Source organism: Streptomyces sp. NPDC058457 (genome assembly GCF_042720695.1).
Lineage (GTDB): Bacteria > Actinomycetota > Actinomycetes > Streptomycetales > Streptomycetaceae > Streptomyces.
This window is the reverse complement of record NZ_JBHXLU010000014.1, coordinates 145913-163399: the sequence shown is the minus strand read 5'-3', so window position 1 is coordinate 163399 and position 17487 is coordinate 145913. Positions and strand designations below refer to the sequence as shown.

Here is a 17487-nt window from a genome sequence, read left to right as displayed (position 1 = left end):
GCCGGCGCCGAGGCGGGTGAGGGTGGTGGCGAGGGCGGCGTGGGCGACCATGGTGAGGGTTGTGCCCGTGGAACGCGCCAGCCGGGTGAGTTTCGCGTGCAGTTCGGCGTTCAGCTCGGTTTCGAAGGCCTCGCCCCGGTAGGTGGGGGTGGCGGGGCGAGGCCGGTCGGTGGGCAGTTCGATCTCGACCGGGAGAGCGGCGAGGGCTTCGCGCCAGTGGTCCAGCTGCGGGCCCTCGACCGTGTCGAGGAGCTGCTGCTGCCACAGGGTGTAGTCGGCGTACTGGATGGTCAGGGGCTGCCACGCGGGAGCACCGCCCGCCAGTCGGGCCCGGTAGGCCGCCGACAGATCGGCCCCCAGCGGGCCCATGGACGCGGCGTCGGCGGCGATGTGGTGCAGCAGCAGCATCAGGACGTGGTCGTTCTCGGCGACCCGGACGAGGGTCGCCCGCAGCGGGAGGTCACGGCTCAGGTCGAAGACATGGCTGCCCAGGTCGTCGAGGACGCCGGCCAGCTCGTGCTCGGCGCAGGTGACGTGGTGCAGGGCGAGGTCCGCCTCGGGCAGGATCACCTGGACGACGTCGTCGGCGCTCTCGCGGAACACGGTGCGCAGGCTCTCGTGCCGGGCGACGACGTCGCCGAGCGCCCGCTCCAGGGCGACGGCGTCCAGCTCACCGTAAACGCGGTAGGTGGTGGGCAGGTTGTAGGCGGTGCTCTTCTCCTCAAGACGGTCCAGGAACCACAGACGCTGCTGGGCCGCCGAGGCGGGCACCGCCTCCGGGCGCTCCGTCGCGGCCAGCACGGGACGCGTGGCGTCCGCCGCCGTCAGCAGCTCGGCGAGACCGCCCGGCGTGGGCGCCTCGAACACGGAACGCACCGGCAGCTCGCGGCCGAACGCACCGCGTACCCGGTTGACCAGACGGGTGGCGAGCAGGGAGTGGCCGCCGAGGGCGAAGAAGTCGTCGTCCACGCCGACCGAGCCGGCCCCCAGGACCTCGGCGAACAGCTCGCACAGCACCTGCTCTTCGGCGGTGGCCGGGAGACGGTCCGAGGTGCCCGCGTAGACCGGCGCAGGCAACGCCCTGCGGTCCAGCTTGCCGTTGGCGGTCAGCGGCAGGGAGTCCACCACGACGAACGCGGAGGGCACGACGGCCGGCGGCACGGCTGCGGTGACCGCGCGGCGCAGCGCGTCGGGCGACGGGGTGGCGTCACCGGGCTCGGGGACGACGTAGGACACCAGACGCTTGTGGCCCGGAGTGTCCTCACGCAGCACGGTGGCGGCGTGCGCCACCCCCGGCACCGCGCCGATCAGCGCGTTGAGCTCGCCGAGTTCGACGCGCACACCGCGGATCTTGACCTGGTCGTCGGCGCGGCCGAGGAAGGCCAGGCTGCCGTCGGCACGTCGGCGCACCAGGTCGCCGCTGCGGTACATGCGCTCGCCCGGCGTACCGAAGGGGCTCGCCACGAAACGCTCGGCGGTCAGGCCGGGCCGGCCCAGGTAGCCGTGGGCGAGGACGCCGCCGGACAGATACAGCTCGCCGGGGACGCCGACGGGTACGGGCCGCAGCCGCTCGTCGAGGAGATGCAGCCGGGTGTTCCAGATCGCCTCGCCGAGGGGGGCGGTGAGCGGCCAGTCGGCCACGGCGGCGGGCAGGGTGGCGCTGGTGACCAGATGGGTCTCGGACGGGCCGTAATGGTTGTGCAGCCGCAGGCCGGGGCGGGCCGTGTGGAAGGCGCGGACCGGGCCGCTCAGCTGCAGTGCCTCGCCTGCCTGGGCGACGTGCCGCAGCGCGGCGAGCGGAAGACCCTGCTCGGTGGCGGCCTCGTACACGGCCGCGATCACCAGGTCGGGGGCGAAGAACTCGGTGATGCGCTCCTCGTCGAGCCAGGCCGCGAGCCGGGCCGCGTCGAGCCGGGTCTCCTCGTCCGGCACGCACAGCGTCTTGCCGTTGAGCAGCGCCATGAGGATCTCGTGCTCGGAGACGTCGAAGCCGACCGCCGAGAACTGCGAGACCCGGGCCCCGGACTCGTACGGGAAGACGGTGGCGTTCCAGGCCAACAGGTTGATCAGGACCCGGGAGGGCAGGACGACGCCCTTGGGGCGGCCGGTGGAGCCCGAGGTGTAGACGACGTAGCCGGGGGTCTCGGGGGTCAGCGGAGCCGGGCGGTCAGCGTCGGTGGGCAGGTCCGCACCCAGCGCGGCGAGCTCCGCCGCTGTCTTGGCGTCGTCGAGGTCGAGCAGGGCGCCGGTGAGGCGATCCGCGCCCGCCCGGTCGGTCAGGCACAACGCGGGGCGGGCGTCCTGAAGGACGAACTCGGTGCGCTCCTGCGGGTACTGCGGGTCGAGCGGCAGATAGGCCGCGCCCGCCTTGAGGACGGCGGCGAAGGCGACGGTCAGCCGGGCGCCGCGGGGCAGCAGCACGCCGACGTACGAGCCCGGGCCGGCGCCACGGGCGAGCAGTAGCCGGGCCAGCCGGTTGGAGCGCTCGTCGAGCTCCGCGTACGTCAGCTCGCCGTCCGGGGCGTTGACCGCGAGCGCGTCGGGCGTCCGGTCGGCCTGCGCGTGCAGCAGCTCGGCGAGGGAGGCGGTGGGCAGCTCGACACGGGTTGTCCCGGCGCCGGTGAGCTCCTGCTGCCGCTCGCCGTCGAGGAACAGGTCGAGGTCGCCAAGGGTCTGCTTGGGGTTGGCGAGGGCCTGGGTCAGCAGGGCGGTGAAGCGGCGGGCGAGCAGTTCGGCCGTGGCGGGCGTGAACAGGTCGGCGGCGAACTCGAGGCGGCCTGTGAGCCCGCTGGGCGCGCCGTCGGTGCCGTACTGCTCGGTGAAGCCGAAGAGGAGGTCGAACTTCGCTGTGGTGGCGGGTATCTCCTCGGCCCGCGCGATGAGTCCGGGTAGCGTGAAACGGTAGCCGCCCGCGTTCTCCATCGTCAGCATCGTCTGGAACAGGGGGTGGCGGGAGAGCGAGCGGTCCGGGTTGACTGCCTCCACGACCTGGTCGAACGGCACGTCCTGGTGCTCGTAGGCGGCCAGGGCGCCCTCGCGCACCCGGTCCAGGAGGGCCAGGAAGGTGGGGTCGCCGGAGGTGTCGGTGCGCAGCACCAGCGTGTTGACGAAGAAGCCGATCAGCCCGTCGAGCGCCGCGTCGGTGCGCCCGGCGGCGGTGGTGCCGAGCGGGATGTCGGTGCCCGCGCCGACACGGGTGAGCAGGGTCGCCACGGCGGCCTGCAGGACCATCGGCACGCTGGTGCGGGTGGCACGGGCCAGCCGCACCAGGGAGGCGTGCAGCTCGGGCCGCAGGTCGACAGGGACCACGCCGCCGCGGGTGCCGGCCACCGGCGGACGCGGAAAGTCGGTGGGCAGCTCCAGCTCGGCGGGGGCGCCATCGAGGGTGCGGCGCCAGAACTCCAACTGGCGGGCGGCGAGTCCGGCCGGGTCGCGGGGGTCGCCCAGGAGCTCGCGTTGCCACAGCGTGTAGTCCGCGTACTGGACCGGCAGCGGGGCGAAGCGCGGGGCCTCGCCCGCCAGGCGTGCCGTGTAGGCCTGCCGGAGCTCGCGGGTCAGCGGCTGCATCGACCAGCCGTCAGTGCCGATGTGGTTGAGAGTGAGGAGCAGGACATGCTCGTCAGGGCCGGCTGCGAACAAGCGGGCGCGCAACGGGACGTCGACGGTCGGGTCGAAGCGGACGAACGCGGCCGCGCGGAGCTCTGGCTCCAGGTCGGCCACATGCTCCACGGGCAGTTCGGGCCGGACCCGGCCGGCCGGCAGGATCACCTGGTGTGGTTCGCCGTCCCGCTCGGGGAAGACGGTGCGCAGCGCCTCATGCCGGTCGAAGAGGTCGCCGAGGGCCTCCTTCAGGGCGGCCGGGTCGAGGGCGCCGGTGAGGCATACGGCGACGGGGAGCACATAGGCGGCGGAGCCGCCGTCCAGTCGGCTGTGGAACCACATGCGGTGCTGGGCGGGGGAGAGCGGGATGACGTGGGGGCGGACCGCAGGCACGAGCGCGGGCCGTACGGCTGCGTTCCCCGTCGCCTCGGCCAGGGTGGCGACCGTGGGATGGTCGAAGACGGCGGTGACGGAGAGGTCGACGCCGAGTTCGCCGCGGATGCGGCTGACCAGGCGGATGGCATGCAGCGAGTCGCCGCCGAGGGCGAAGAAGTCGTCGTCGATGCCGGTGCCGGTCACGCCGAGGGTGTCGTCGAAGAGCCGGCACAGCAGGGCCTCACGGTCGGTGCGCGGGGCGCGGCCGGTGTCGCCGCCGACGGCGGGGGCGGGCAGGGCGCGGTAGTCGACCTTGTGGTTCGCGGTGAGCGGCAGCCGGTCGAGGGCGATGTAGGCGGCGGGGAGCGCGTACGCGGGGACGCGCTGCTCCAGGTGGGCGCGGGCGGCGGCGGTCGCCCCGGCGCCGTCGGCCGGGTGCTCGGGCACGACGTAGGCGACAAGCCGCTTGTCGCCGGGCTGGTCCTCGCGGACGGTGACGACGGCCTGGCGCAGTCCGGCGCAGTCGGCCAGCGCGGCCTGGACCTCGCCCGGCTCGATGCGGTAACCGCGGACCTTCACCTGGTCGTCGGAGCGGCCGGCGAACTCGAGGAGTCCGTCGGCGGTGCGCCGCGCGAGATCGCCGGAGCGGTACATTCGCGAGCCGTCCGCCGCGAACGGGTCGGCGACGAAGCGCTCGGCCGTCAGGTCCGGGCGGTGGGCGTAGCCGCGGGCGAGGCCCGCGCCGGCCAGGTACAGCTCGCCGGTCTCGCCGTCGGAGACGGGGCGCAGGGTGGTGTCGAGGACGTAGGCGCGCATGCCGTCGAGCGGGCCGCCGAGCGGGACCTGGTCCGGGACGTCCGCCGCCCGGGTCCAGCGGTGCTGCGCGGCGTACAGGGTGGTCTCGGTGGGACCGTAGGTGCCGCGTACGACGGTGTCGGGGCAGTGTTCGAGGACCGTGCGCACCGCCCCGGCCGGGACGATGTCGCCACCGGTGAGGACCTCCCGCATGCCGGCGAAGCATTCCGGGTGCTCCTCGGCCATCACACGGAACAGGCCGGCCGGGATCTCGGCGGCGGTGATCCGCTCCCGGCCGATCAGCTCCGCGAGCCGGTCCACGGTGAGCTCGGCCTCGGTGGCGAGCACGACGGTGCCACCGGTCAGGAGCGGGTACCAGATCGCGTATGTGGCGGGGTCGAAGGCGTATGACGCGACGAGCAGGACGCGTTCGTGGGCGCCGGACGCGGCGAACATGGAGTCGCCCACCAGATCCAGGATGTTGCGGTGGGTGACGGCGACGCCCTTGGGGGTGCCGGTGGAACCCGACGTGTGCATCACGTAGGCAAGTTGCCCGGGCAGGACCCGCACGGCGGGGCGGCCGGCATCCGGGTGCGCCGGGGGGCCGGCCGGCTCTGCCGCGCGGGCCTCCAGCAGGTCGGCCAGGATGGTGGCCGGGACCCGCGGAGCGCGGGCAGCCATGACGGAGTCGGTGAGCAGGACCGGAGCGCCGCTGCCGGCCGCGGTCCACTCCATCCGCTCGCGCGGATGGGCGGGGTGCAGCGGGAGGTAGTGCGCTCCCGTCTTGAGTACGGCGAGGAGTGCGACGACCAGGTCGACCGTGCGGTCCATCAGGACCAGGACCGGGCGTTCCGTGCCCGCGCCCGCGGCGGCCAGCAGCCCGGCCAGCCGGTCCGACCGGTCGTTGAGTTCCCGGTAGGTGAGGCTACGCCCGGCGCACCGCACCGCCACGGCCTCCGGGGTGCGAGCTGCCTGCTCGCCGAAGGCCTCCGGCACCGAACCCACGAACATCGTCACTCGCTCCTTGTGATGCGCCCCCAGGGGCGACAGGCGTACATAGGGTTGTCAGGAGGTCAGGAAGCCTGGTCCAGCTGTGCGGCCAGGCTGCGTGGCCGCATGTCGGTCCAGGTCTCGTTGATGTGGTCGATGCAGGACGCACGGTCGAGCGGACCGAGTGTCCGGGTCCAGCCCGCGGGGACCTCGGCGAACTCGGGCCACAAGGAGTGCTGGCCCTCGTGGTTGACCAGTACGAGAAAAAGGCCTTCGGTGTCGTCGAACGGATTGGCCATGGTTTTCAGCTCCTTGAACGGCGGACGCCGGCTGGCGAATCGGAATTCCGGACGTGGTCAGGGCGGTTACTTCACGCCGAGGGTGAGACCGTGCTCGTACGGCAGACCGGTGACAGTCTTGACATCGTCGAATCCGACCTGGCAGAGCCATTTCTCGTAGTCGCGAGCCGGATAGGCCATTCCCTGGCCACTGGCGAGGACGTTGAAGTAAAGGCCGAGCCGGGCACCGAAGATTCCGGTCGTCTCGTCGTCGGAGACGTTGTAGCCGTAGACGAACACCTTGCCGCCTTCGGGCAGGCTGTCGTACGCCTTTTTCATCAGGCCGAGGATCTGGTCCTCGGAGAAGATCTCCAGGACGTGGCTGAAGAGGACGGCGTCGGCGCCGACCGGGAAGGCGTCGTTGAAGATGTCGCCGGGGTGCAGTTCCACCCGGTCCGGATAGGCCGCGGCGGCCTTGTCCTCGCCCAGCTTGGAGACGCTCGGCATGTCGAAGACGGTGGAGACGAGCTCGGGGTGGCGGGCCACCAGGCGGGCCGAGGTGGTGCCGTCGCCGCCGCCGACGTCGAGGAGGCGGCGCACGGAGGCGAACTCCTCGCGCTCCACGAGCGCGTCGACGGACTGCAGGGTGAAAGCGCTCATGGCGCGGTGGAAGACTGCCTCCAGCTCCGAGTTGCGGGAAAGTCGCTGGTAGAGGGTGGGCTCGTCGCCCGGGTAGCTGTCCAGAGCGAGGTTGGTGCCGGCCTTCAGGGCCTTCGTCATGTGCACGAACGCGGGGTAGTAGACCTCCTTCCAGCCCACGATGACGTGGCCCCAGCTGTCCTCGTTGTCCGAGGCGAGCAGGTCGCCGGCGACGTCCGAGTTGAGGTAGCGGCCGTCCTCGCGGCGCAGCAGGCCGGTGGTGCACACCGCCTGCAGCAGTACGCGCAACTGGTGTGCCGGCATCTCGGTGTGGACACGGATCTCCTCGAATCCGGAACGCGGGTGCTCCGCGAGGAAGTGAAATATGCGCACTTCTACCGCCGTGGCGACCGCATTGAAGAGCGCGGGTGCGTTCACCAGGAAATGGAAACGTTCGAGTACCGGGTCGCCGTCGTGCTTGCCGTGCCTGTCCATGTGTTCCTGTCGCTTCCGTAGGTCTGGGGTGGCCCACGGGGCTGCGCCCCCGCGGCGAGACTCAACGTAGCCAGGGTTTCCGCGCATTCGACAGGTCCTGGCAATTAGTTGCCAGCAGGTCAAGAATCGTGACAGTCATGCCCTAGCGTTTTGAGTAGAGCGGCTGTGCGAGCACGGGACGGAAAACGAGGAGCCATGCAGCTGAACAGCTTTGATGAATGGTCACCGTTGAGAGAGGCGGTAGTCGGCTCCGCGGAGAACTACGTCTCTCACGAACGAGAGCTATCCTTCGACCTCTTCTTCCACGACAACATCGCCCAGGACAATTCCTCTCGGTCCGAGTGGTATTACCCCAGGCTTTCGGCACGCCGGGACGGCGCGGCGGATCCGGGCGGTGCCCGTGTGCTCATCAAGAAGCGCTATGTCGAGGAACTCAACGAGGACCTCGAGGAGATCGCCGCGGCGCTACGGTCCCTGTCGGTCGAGGTGCTGCGCCCGCTGGACGTGGCCGCCGAGACCGGTGACGTCCGTACGCCGGCCTGGTCGGCGTCGGTGGTCCCGCCCCTGAACGTCCGCGACAACACGCTGATCCTCGGTGACGAGATCATCGAGACCCCGCCGATGATCCGCTCCCGCTACTTCGAGACCCAGCTCCTGAAGCCGGTCTTCCAGCACTACTTCCGCCAGGGGGCGCGCTGGACGGTGATGCCGCGGCCGATGATGACGGACGCGTCCTTCGATCTGTCGTACGCGCGCTCCAGCACAGCCGGCGGTCCCACCGAGCCCATCGTGGACCCGCGGCCCTCGCGCTACGACCTCGGCCTGGAGATGATGTTCGACGGGGCGCAAGTCCTGCGCCTGGGCCGGGACCTCGTCGTCAACATCTCGACGGCCAACCACGCGCTGGCCGTCGACTGGCTGGAGCGTCACCTGGAGGGCCGGTTCCGGATCCACCGGGTGCACGGGATCAGCGACAGCCACATCGACAGCATGGTGCTGGCCCTGCGTCCCGGAACGCTGCTGGTGCGTTCGGAGAAGGTGGCCGAGCGGCTCCCGGAGCTGCTGCGCCGTTGGGACCTGATCGTCCCGCCGAGCCCGGAGAGCGACAACTTCCCGCGCTATGACAACGACGACCTCATCCTGACCAGCCCCTTCATCGACCTGAACGTGTTGTCGGTCAGTCCCGACACGGTGCTGGTCAACGATGCGTGCCCGGAGCTCATGCGCACGCTGGAGAAGCACGGCTTCACCGTGGTGCCGGTGCGGCACCGGCACAGGCGGCTGTTCGGCGGTGGTTTCCACTGCTTCACGCTCGACACCGTCCGCGACGGCGGCCCCGAGGACTACCTCGGCTGAAGCCATCCGACCCACGGCGGGGCGTACCTCCGCTCGGGCCGGCCCCGGCCGAAGACGCCCTGGCCGGGGCCGATTCCACCTCAGCGGCCCCGCCACCTGGGGGCACGCTTCTCGGCGAAGGCCACTGGGCCCTCGACGGCGTCCTTGCTGTGCATCCTCCGCTCCTCGGCGGGGTAGTGCGCGGTGAACGCTTCGTCGAGCGGCAGCGTCGACGCCTTGACCGCCGCCTCCTTGATCGCCCGTACCGACAAAGGCGCGCAGCGCACGATGTCCGTCACCCATCCCTCGACGCAGGTGTCGAGGTCGGCGGCCGGCACGACCTCGTTGACGAGGCCGAGTTCGTAGGCCCGCCCGGCGGTCATCCGGCGGCCAGTCAGCAGATGGCCCATGGCCGTCTTCCACGGCACCTGACGGGTCAGCCGGAACACTCCGCCCGCCCCGGCCATCAGACCCAACCTGGCCTCGGGCAGGGCGAAGCTCGCATCCTCGGAGGCAACCACGATGTCACAGGCCAGAGCCAGCTCGAACCCGCCGCCCAGGGCGTACCCCTGGACCCGCGCCACCACCGGCTTGACCATGTCGAACCGCTCGGTCAGCCGCGGCCAGCCCGGCTTGCCGCGGCTGCCGAAGGAGGACGGGGCCGCAGTGCCCGCCTGCTCGCGGCCGGCCAGTTCCTTGAGGTCCTGGCCGACCGAGAAGGACCGGTCGCCGGCGCCGGAGAGCACCGCTACCCACATGTCGTCGTCCGCCTCGAAATCGTCCCAGACATCGGCGAGCTCCGCATGCATGCGGAGATTCATTGCATTCAGGACCTCGGGCCGGTCGAGGGTAATGCGGGCCACGTGTCCGCTCTTCTCGTAACGCACTACTGACAGTTGATGCATGTATATTATTCTAACGTAGGGGAGTGATTCGTGACAGTGATCGAAGTCCCGCACGAAAGCGAAACCCAACGGCTTTTCTCGGGACAGAACTCGGCGCCGCCGCGCATTATCGGAATTGGCACCGCAGTGCCCGGGACCTCGTATACGCAGCAGGAGATGCTGGACGAGTTCGGCATCACCGATCCGCGTGTCCGCTCCATTTTCCTCAACAGTGCCATCGAGCGCCGGGGGCTGACCCTGCCGCCGCTGCTCCCGGACGGCACGCGGGCCATGGAGACCCAGGGCGAGCTCCTCCAGAAGCACGCCACCACCGGTGTCGCCATGGCGAGGGAGGCCATCGAGGCCTGCCTGAAGGACGCCGGCCTGGGCCTGGCGGATGTCGGCTACCTCTGCTGCGTCACCACCACCGGTCTGCTGACCCCTGGCTTCTCCGCGCTCCTCATCAGGGAGCTCGGCATCGACGTGCACTGCTCGCGTCTCGACGTCGTCGGCATGGGCTGCAACGCCGGCCTCAACGCCCTGACTGCCGTGGCCGGCTGGGCCAAGGCTCACCCCGGTGAGATCGCCCTGATGGTCTGCGTCGAGGCCTGCTCGGCAGCCTACGTGTTCGACGGCACCATGCGCTCGTCCGTGGTGAACAGCCTCTTCGGCGACGGTTCCGCCGCCATCGCGGTCACCTCCGGGACCGGCGCCACCGAGGTTGCGGGAGCCGGCGGTCCGGCCCGCGGTCCGGCCCTGCTGAAGTTCTCCAGCTGCATCATCCCGGACGCCGTCGACGCCATGCGCTACGACTGGGACGACGACCACGGGAAGTTCAGCTTCTATCTCGACCCGGAAGTCCCCTACGTGGTCGGCGCTCACGCCGAGATCGCGCTCGACAAGCTGCTCGAAGACACAGGTCTGCGACTTTCCGACATATCCCACTGGGTCATCCATTCCGGCGGGAAGAAAGTCATTGACTCGGTCCGCGCGAATCTCGGTCTCAGCCGTCACGACGTACGGCACACCACCGGGGTCCTGCGGGATCACGGAAACATCTCCAGCGGGTCTTTCCTGTTCTCCTACGAACGACTGCGCAGCGAAGGCATCGCCACCCCCGGGGAATTCGGCATCTTTATGACCATGGGGCCGGGCTCGACCATCGAAATGGCTTTGGTCGCCTGGTGACGAAAGAAAAGGAAAACTCCGTGAAGATCCCCCTCGCCGCGCTCGACATGACCCGCCCTCCAGTCGAGCTGACCGCCGCTCTCAACGCGCTGTGCGACGAGGCCGAGAGCGACCGCCACGCCACGACGTTCGTCCTGCGGTTGTCCGCCGCCCTCGCCCCTGCTGCCTGGCCCGGCGACGTCACCGTCTCCGCGGTCAATCGCTGGGAGCGCGCCGTGCGCCGCCTGGAGATGCTCGACACCACCACCGTCGTCATCGCGGAAGGCCACTGTGCCGGCCCCGCCGTGGAACTGCTCCTGGCCGCCGACGTCTGCGTCGGGGTCCAAGGGCTGTCCCTGGCCCTGCCTGTCAACGACGGCTACTTCTGGCCCAGCATGGCCCTCTACCGCCTGGTGCGCCGTCTCGGCACCCACCGGACCCGACAGCTGCTGCTGTGGGACACCGACCTCCCCCTGGACCGCGCCCTGGAGCTGGGCCTGATCGACCGCGGCGCCGGGAACGCTGCCGAGGCCGAGGCCATCGCCCGCGCTCTCTCCGGGCACCTCGCCGACCGCGAGACGGCGCTGCGCCGCCAGCTCATCGCCGAGGCGGCGACCGCTGAGTACGACGAGGCCCTCGGTATCCACCTGGCTGCCTGCGACCGCGAACTGCGCCGACTGCGCGCGGGCACCCTCGGGCGGGCCGCATGAGTGCCATCGCCACGGCCCCCGGCCTCGTCGGCGACCTGGAGCAGGATCGCGCCGCGCTGGCTGCCCACACGGCCGAGACCGAGCGGCTGCTGGCCGCCTACCCGTCCCGGCCGCTGCGAACCCCGCAACAGCAGGAGGCCGCCGAGCGGCTGTTCGGCAGCGCCAGGGAGGTCCGGCAGGCCTTCCTCGCTCTGCACACCGACACCGTCTACGACGAGCTGACCGAGCGGCACACACGGCACCTGCGGCTGCCCGAGCTGCTCCTGGCCGCCGCGGAACGCTTTCCTGGGCTCGTCCCCACCTCCGAGCAGATGGCGGCGGAGAACGCCTGGATCCAGGCAGAGAAGGACGGCCGCGAGGTCGACCAGGCGATCTTCTGCAGCGCGGTGCTACGGTCGCCCACCGCCGGCCGGCACCTCGTCGAGGCGATGCTCCAGCCCACGCGCCACGCGCTCGAACTGCTCCCCGGCTACCGCGCCGAGGGCCGCATCGAACTCGACCGGGTCCTCGTCGAGCGCCACGGTCGCGCCACGCACATCACCTTCCGCAACGCGCATTGCCTCAACGCCGAGGACAACCGGCTGATCGCCGACCTGGAGACCGCCGTCGACCTCGCGCTCCTGGACGAGGCCACAGCGGTCGGCGTGCTCCGCGGCGGCGAGGTCGATCACCCGCGCTACCAGGGCCGTCGGGTGTTCAGCGCCGGTATCAACCTCAAGGACCTACGCAACGGCGACATCTCATTCGTCGAGTTCCTGCTCGGCCGCGAGCTCGGCTACATCAACAAGATGTACCGAGGCCTCGTCACCGCCCCCGGGACCGTCGGCCGGACCGAGCGCCCGGTGCAGAAGCCCTGGGTGGGCGCCGTCGACACCTTCGCCATCGGCGGCGGCATGCAACTGCTGCTCGTGCTCGACCGGGTCATCGCCGAGGAGGGAGCCTGGTTCAGCCTCCCAGCCGCAGAGGAGGGCATCGTGCCCGGACTCGGCAACCTCCGGCTCTCCCGGCTCACCGGAGCCAGAACCGCACGCCAGGTGATCCTCGGCGGACGTCGGATCAGCACCGACGACCCGGACTTCCGGCACCTGTGCGACGAGGTCGTTTCGGCGGACGGCATGGCCGGGGCCGTCGAGCGTGCGGTCACCGAACTCGCCGCCCCGGCCGTGGCCGCCAACCGCCACATGCTGTGCCTCGTCGAGGAACCGCTCGACCTGTATCGGGAGTACCTCGCGGAGTTCGCCGTCGTCCAGGCGGCCCGCTCGTACAGCGAGGACGTGCTCGACAAGGTGGAGCGCCGCTGGCAGAAGTCGCAGGGCCGGGGCTGAGTGGTCATGGTCCGACTGCACACCGACCGGCTGCACGGCTCCGTAGGGGCTCCGGTCCTTGGTTCCATCAGCTTCCTCAACGAGGTGATGGGCCGCTATCCCGGGGCGATCTCCTTCGCGCCGGGAGCCCCGCACCCCGACACCCTGCCCGAGGTGGACGTCCAGCGCTTCACCGATCGGTTCCTCCGCCACGTCATGGCCCGCGGGACCAGCCCGGCACGAGCCCGCCAGTTGCTGTTCGAGTACGGCCCCAGCGGAGGGCTGATCAACGACATCGTGGCCGAAGCACTCCACCGCGATCACGGCATCGACGCTCCGCCGGAGTGCTACGTCATCACCGTGGGGGCGCAGGAGGCGATGCTGCTGGTGCTGCGCGCCCTGTTCCGCTCCCCGGACGACGTGCTCGCGGTGGCGAACCCCTGCTTCGTCGGCATCACGGGCGCCGCGCGGCTGCTCGACCTCGACGTCGTCGGGATCGACGAGACGGCGGACGGCCTCGACGTCGACAGGCTCGAACGGGCCTGCCGGGAGGCCCGAGCCGCTGGGCGGACCCTGCGGGCCCTCTACGTGGCCCCCGACTACTCCAACCCGGGCGGCAACCGGATGACGCTCGACTGCCGCCGCCGGCTGCTCGCCCTCGCGGCGCGCGAGGACCTGCTGATCCTGGAGGACAACGCCTACGGGTTCACCGCGGCGGCCGGCGCCGAGCTGCCCCCGCTGAAGGCGCTCGACACCGAACGCCGGGTCATCCACATCGGCACTTTCGCCAAGACCGCGTTCCCCGGCGCCAGGGTCGGCTTCGTCGTCGCCGACCAGAGCGTGACCGGCACGGGCGACGACCGGACGCTCGCCGACGTCCTGGCCACACTCAAGTCGATGGTGACGGTGAACACCTCGCCGCTCTCCCAGGCGGTGATCGGCGGCCTGCTGCTCGAGCACGGCGGGTCGCTGGAAGCGCTCAGCCGCGCGAAGTCCGAGCTGTACCAGCGCAATCTGCGGCTGCTGCTCGACGCGCTCGACCGGCATCTGCGTGACCCGACCCCGGCGGGAGTCCACTGGAACCGGCCCGACGGCGGCTTCTTCGTCCGTGTGCACCTGCCAGTACCCGCGGACACCGAGCTGCTGGAGGTCGCCGCTGCCGAGTACGGCGTCCTGTGGACCCCCATGCGGCAGTTCTACCTCGACGGCGCCGGCGACACCCAGCTCCGGCTCTCGTGCAGCTACCTCGATCCCGACGAGATCGAGGAGGGCGTACGCAGGCTCGCCGCGTTCCTGACCAAGGAGACGGGACATTGACAGTGATCGATCCGCATCCCACGGTGCGCCTGACCCCCTTCGACCCGCCACCGGAGCTCGCCACGTACCGCCAGGACGAGCCGGTCCGGCGCATGCTGTACCCCGACGGCCATGTCGGCTGGCTGGTGACCAGCCACGGCCTGGCCCGCAAGCTGCTCACCGACACGCGCTTCAGCGCCCGCTCGGAGTTCAAGCGGGCTCCCGTGAACCGCCCCGGCGCGGACCCGTTCTACGGTGCACCGGCGCTGCCAGGCTGGCTCGTCGACATGGATGCACCCGAACACACCAGGCTGCGCCAGCAGTTGGCGGGCAAGTTCACCGCCCGTCGGATGCGGGAGATGCGTCCGCGGATCGAGACCATCGTGGACGACCTGCTGTCCGCGATGGCCGAGGACGGCGGCCCGGTTGACCTGGTGGAGTCCTTCGCCTTGCCCGTGCCGTCGCTGGTCATCTGCGAACTGCTCGGCGTCCCCTACGAGGACCGGACCGAGTTCCAGCGCAACAGCGAGATCCTTTTCAGCCTCAACGCGACGGCCGACGAGGCGTCCGAGGCGATGGATCGGCTCTACGGCTTCCTTCGCGAGCTGTCCCGCCAGGGCGGCCTCAGCGAGGGCCTGCTGAGCCTGCTCGCCGTGGACGGCACCCTCGACGCCGAGGAGATCGCCGGTGTCGGGGTCCTGCTGCTGACCGCCGGGCACGAGTCCACGTCGAGTTCGCTCGCGCTGAGCACGCTGGCTCTGCTGGCCCATCCCGAGCAACTCGCGGCTTTTCGCGACGATCCGTCGATCACCGACAACGCGGTCGAGGAACTTCTGCGCTACCTCTCCGTCTTCCACTTCGGCGTGCCCCGCACCCCGTTGGAGGACACGGAGTTCGAGGGGCACCTGATGAAGGCCGGCGAGTCGGTGACCGTCTCCATCCCCTCGGCCAACCGAGACCGCGAGTGGTTCACCGACCCCGACCGTCTCGACTTCAACCGGAAGACCTCCGGGCACATGGCCTTCGGCTACGGCATCCACCAGTGCCTCGGCCAGAACCTTGTCCGCATGGAGATGCGGACGGCGCTGCCCGCGCTGCTCCGCCGCTTCCCCACGCTCACTCTCGCCGTGCCGCCCGACGAGGTCCCCCTCGCCTCCGACATGAGCGTCTACGGCGTCCACCGTCTGCCCGTCACCTGGTAGGGACCTCGCCCCATGCACCTCACGATCGAACCGGACGCCTGCGTCGGCTCCGGGCAGTGCGCCCTCGCCGTACCCGAGGTCTTCGACCAGGACGAGGAGAACGGCACGGTCGTCCTCCTCGACGACCGCCCCGAGCCCGATCTGGACGACGCCGTACGGGAGGCCGCCGGACTCTGCCCCGTGCAGGCGATCCTCATCGGCTCCGATACCCACTGACGTGCCCCGAGCACGCCCCTGGAGGAACTCCAACCCATGCGCCTGAACAGTCATGACGAGTGGTCTTCGCTCAAAGAGGTCATCGTCGGCTCCGCCACCAACTACGCCGCCCGCGTGCGTGATCTGTCCTTCGACATGTTCATCAGTGACAACCTCACCGGCGCCCGCGGTTACTACCCGAGCATCAGCACCTCCCGAGAGGGCGGGGACAACGAGCCGCCGGAGCGGATCGCCTTCCGCCAGCGCCTGGCAGACGAACTCGTCGAGGACGTCGAAGGCATGGCCGCCACCCTGGCGTCGCTCGGCGTCAAAGTCCTGCGCCCGCTGGAGCCCGAGACCGTGGACCACGGCGTGACCACCCCGGCCTGGTCCGCACCGGTCACCCCGCCTCTGAACGTCCGCGACAACACCCTGATCATCGGCGACGAGATCATCGAGACCCCGCCAACGCTGCGCGCGCGGTATTTCGAGACGAAGTTCCTGGCGCCGATCTTCCAGGACTACTTCCTCCAAGGCGCCCGCTGGACGACGATGCCGCGCCCGATGCTGACGGACAACTCCTTCGACCCGGGCAACGTCGTCAACGCGGCACCCAACATCGAGGTGCCGCTGGACCCGCAGCCCTCCCCGTACGACGTCGGCCTGGAGATGCTCATCGACGGCGCCAACGCCCTGCGGTTCGGCCGTGACCTGATCGTCAACGTCTCCAACGCCAACCACGCGCTCGCCGTGGACTGGCTCGAGCGCCATCTGGAGGGGCGCGTCCGGGTCCACCGCATGGACCGGCTCACCCAGAGCCACATCGACAGCGTCATCGTCGCGCTGCGTCCCGGACTGCTCCTGCTGCGCTCGGAAGGCGTGCGGGAATACCTGCCGAAGGCGCTGCGCAACTGGGATGTGATCGTCGCGCCCACCCCGGCCCTGGAGGACTACCCGCAGTACGAGAACGGCGACCCGATCCCGCCCAGCCCGTACATCGACCTGAACCTGCTGTCGATCGACGAGCAGACGGTCATGGTCAACGACGCGTGCAAGACGCTGATCAGGACGCTGGAGGCACACAACTTCACGGTCGTTCCGGTCCGCCACCGGCACCGTCGGCTGTTCGGCGGCGGTTTCCACTGCTTCACCCTCGACACCGTGCGCGCCGGCGGTACCGAGGACTATCTGGGCTGACCGGGCTTCGTCGGACCGACACCACACAGAAGGAACGCATATGACCACCACCATGCCCGCGCCGGTCACCGCCACGGAGGGCCTGACCCTGACCGATGCCGAGCGCCACGAGGTCGAGGAGCTGGCCCGCGTCCTGTCGGGGACCGCACCCGGTCTCGTGGACGAACACCGGTGGCGGGAAGCCGCCCGCGCCCTGGCGTGCCGGCTTCCCCTTCGGATACGGGAGGAGATCCGCCGGTACCGTCATGACCCCGGCCCCGACGGTCTGCTCGTCCTGCGTAACCTGCCCATGGACGAGGCCTGGCTCCCGGAGACGCCGGCGACGGCCGGATCCGTTGAACGGCAGGCCACGCTGCCCGCCTCTGTCATGAGCCTGATCAGCAACGAGCTGGGCGAGGTGGTGGCCTACCGGGCCGAGAAGTCCGGGGCTCTCATGCAGAACGTGGTGCCGATCCCCGGGATGGAGGAGTCGCAGAGCAACGCGGGCTCCACCCTGCTCGAACTGCACGTGGAGAACGCCTTCCACCCGTACCGCCCGGACTTCGTGGGCCTGTTCTGCCTGCGCGAGGACCACACCGGCACGGCCGGCACTTTCGTCTCCTCGATCCGCAGGGCCGTGGCACTTCTCGCCGTGGACGTGCGACGTGTCCTGGAGGCGCCGCGCTTCGTGACCCAGCCGCCGCCGTCCTTCCAATCGGGCGAGGCTCCACGCCACCCGGTCCTGGCCGGCGACCCGCAGGACCCGAACGTCCAGGTGGACTTCCACGCGACGACGCCCCTGGACGCGGAGGCGGCGGAGGCGCTGGAGTTGCTCCGCTCGGCGTTCCTGGAGGTCGCGGCGCGGTTGGTGCTCCGGCCCGGCGAACTGGTCTTCCTGGACAACCGGGTGGCCGTGCACGGTCGCACGTCGTTCCAGCCCCGCTACGACGGCCGGGACCGATGGCTGCACCGCACCTTCGTTCACCTGGACAATCGGCGGAGCACCGGCCACCGGCCGGGCGGCGGCGCGGTTCTGCTCTGACCGC

General features: G+C 70.5%; 13 protein-coding genes. 9 read left to right on the top strand and 4 right to left on the bottom strand.

Going from position 1 to position 17487, the window contains the following annotated elements:
• The 3 genes from ACFWPS_RS14810 to ACFWPS_RS14800 form a co-directional block, all read right to left on the bottom strand.
• A partial coding sequence (locus tag ACFWPS_RS14810; RefSeq protein WP_383704857.1) for an amino acid adenylation domain-containing protein occupies positions 1–5781 on the bottom strand: 5781 nt, incomplete at its 3' end.
• A gap of 62 nt (positions 5782–5843) precedes the next feature.
• Positions 5844–6059, bottom strand: a complete 216-nt coding sequence (locus ACFWPS_RS14805) for an MbtH family protein (RefSeq protein ID WP_383704831.1) — start codon at positions 6057–6059, stop codon at positions 5844–5846.
• 66 nt (positions 6060–6125) lie between these two features.
• Positions 6126–7172 carry a methyltransferase gene (locus tag ACFWPS_RS14800; protein ID WP_383704829.1) on the bottom strand — a complete coding sequence of 349 codons (1047 nt, stop codon included), beginning with the start codon at positions 7170–7172 and terminating at the stop codon, positions 6126–6128.
• A gap of 195 nt (positions 7173–7367) precedes the next feature.
• Here ACFWPS_RS14800 and ACFWPS_RS14795 point away from each other — a divergent pair, with 195 nt between their 5' ends.
• A complete protein-coding gene (locus ACFWPS_RS14795) occupies positions 7368–8528 on the top strand; it encodes a glycine amidinotransferase (protein WP_383704826.1) in 1161 nt (386 codons plus the stop codon).
• Positions 8529–8608: 80 nt separating this feature from the next.
• Here the strand turns inward: ACFWPS_RS14795 and dpgD are convergent, their stop codons facing one another.
• On the bottom strand, positions 8609–9328 hold the full coding sequence (gene dpgD / locus ACFWPS_RS14790) for an enoyl-CoA-hydratase DpgD (RefSeq protein WP_383704824.1): 720 nt from the start codon (positions 9326–9328) through the stop codon (positions 8609–8611).
• A gap of 123 nt (positions 9329–9451) precedes the next feature.
• Here dpgD and dpgA point away from each other — a divergent pair, with 123 nt between their 5' ends.
• Genes dpgA through ACFWPS_RS14750 form a run of 8 tightly spaced genes read left to right on the top strand, consistent with a single transcriptional unit; the run spans position 9452 to position 17483 of the window.
• Positions 9452–10579: a 3,5-dihydroxyphenylacetyl-CoA synthase DpgA gene (gene dpgA / locus ACFWPS_RS14785; RefSeq protein ID WP_383704855.1), complete on the top strand. Its 1128-nt coding sequence runs from the start codon at positions 9452–9454 to the stop codon at positions 10577–10579.
• Between the two features lie 20 nt (positions 10580–10599).
• Positions 10600–11268: an enoyl-CoA-hydratase DpgB gene (gene dpgB / locus ACFWPS_RS14780; RefSeq protein ID WP_383704822.1), complete on the top strand. Its 669-nt coding sequence runs from the start codon at positions 10600–10602 to the stop codon at positions 11266–11268.
• Positions 11265–12593 carry a (3,5-dihydroxyphenyl)acetyl-CoA 1,2-dioxygenase DpgC gene (gene dpgC / locus ACFWPS_RS14775; RefSeq protein ID WP_383704820.1) on the top strand — a complete coding sequence of 443 codons (1329 nt, stop codon included), beginning with the start codon at positions 11265–11267 and terminating at the stop codon, positions 12591–12593. Before dpgB ends, dpgC begins: the two co-directional genes overlap by 4 nt.
• A gap of 6 nt (positions 12594–12599) precedes the next feature.
• Entirely contained in the window at positions 12600–13889 is a 1290-nt protein-coding gene (locus ACFWPS_RS14770) for a PLP-dependent aminotransferase family protein (RefSeq protein WP_383704818.1), read from the top strand.
• A gap of 2 nt (positions 13890–13891) precedes the next feature.
• Positions 13892–15070 (top strand): cytochrome P450, encoded by a 1179-nt coding sequence (locus tag ACFWPS_RS14765; protein ID WP_383704853.1) that lies wholly within the window; start codon positions 13892–13894, stop codon positions 15068–15070.
• Between the two features lie 12 nt (positions 15071–15082).
• Entirely contained in the window at positions 15083–15286 is a 204-nt protein-coding gene (locus ACFWPS_RS14760) for a ferredoxin (protein WP_383704816.1), read from the top strand.
• A gap of 36 nt (positions 15287–15322) precedes the next feature.
• Entirely contained in the window at positions 15323–16462 is a 1140-nt protein-coding gene (locus ACFWPS_RS14755; protein ID WP_383704814.1) for a glycine amidinotransferase, read from the top strand.
• Positions 16463–16502: 40 nt separating this feature from the next.
• Complete coding sequence (locus ACFWPS_RS14750; protein ID WP_383704812.1) at positions 16503–17483, top strand: TauD/TfdA family dioxygenase; 981 nt, start codon at positions 16503–16505, stop codon at positions 17481–17483.
• Positions 17484–17487: the final 4 nt, after the last annotated feature.

Bases quoted from the DNA above. Each gene is read 5' to 3' on its own strand.
- ACFWPS_RS14805 (WP_383704831.1), bottom strand. From the start codon at position 6,059: ATGGCCAATCCGTTCGACGACACCGAAGGCCTTTTTCTCGTACTGGTC.
- ACFWPS_RS14800 (WP_383704829.1), bottom strand. From the start codon at position 7,172: ATGGACAGGCACGGCAAGCACGACGGCGACCCGGTACTCGAACGTTTC.
- ACFWPS_RS14795 (WP_383704826.1), top strand. From the start codon at position 7,368: ATGCAGCTGAACAGCTTTGATGAATGGTCACCGTTGAGAGAGGCGGTA.
- dpgD (WP_383704824.1), bottom strand. From the start codon at position 9,328: ATGAATCTCCGCATGCATGCGGAGCTCGCCGATGTCTGGGACGATTTC.
- dpgC (WP_383704820.1), top strand. From the start codon at position 11,265: ATGAGTGCCATCGCCACGGCCCCCGGCCTCGTCGGCGACCTGGAGCAG.
- ACFWPS_RS14770 (WP_383704818.1), top strand. From the start codon at position 12,600: ATGGTCCGACTGCACACCGACCGGCTGCACGGCTCCGTAGGGGCTCCG.
- ACFWPS_RS14760 (WP_383704816.1), top strand. From the start codon at position 15,083: ATGCACCTCACGATCGAACCGGACGCCTGCGTCGGCTCCGGGCAGTGC.
- ACFWPS_RS14755 (WP_383704814.1), top strand. From the start codon at position 15,323: ATGCGCCTGAACAGTCATGACGAGTGGTCTTCGCTCAAAGAGGTCATC.
- ACFWPS_RS14750 (WP_383704812.1), top strand. From the start codon at position 16,503: ATGACCACCACCATGCCCGCGCCGGTCACCGCCACGGAGGGCCTGACC.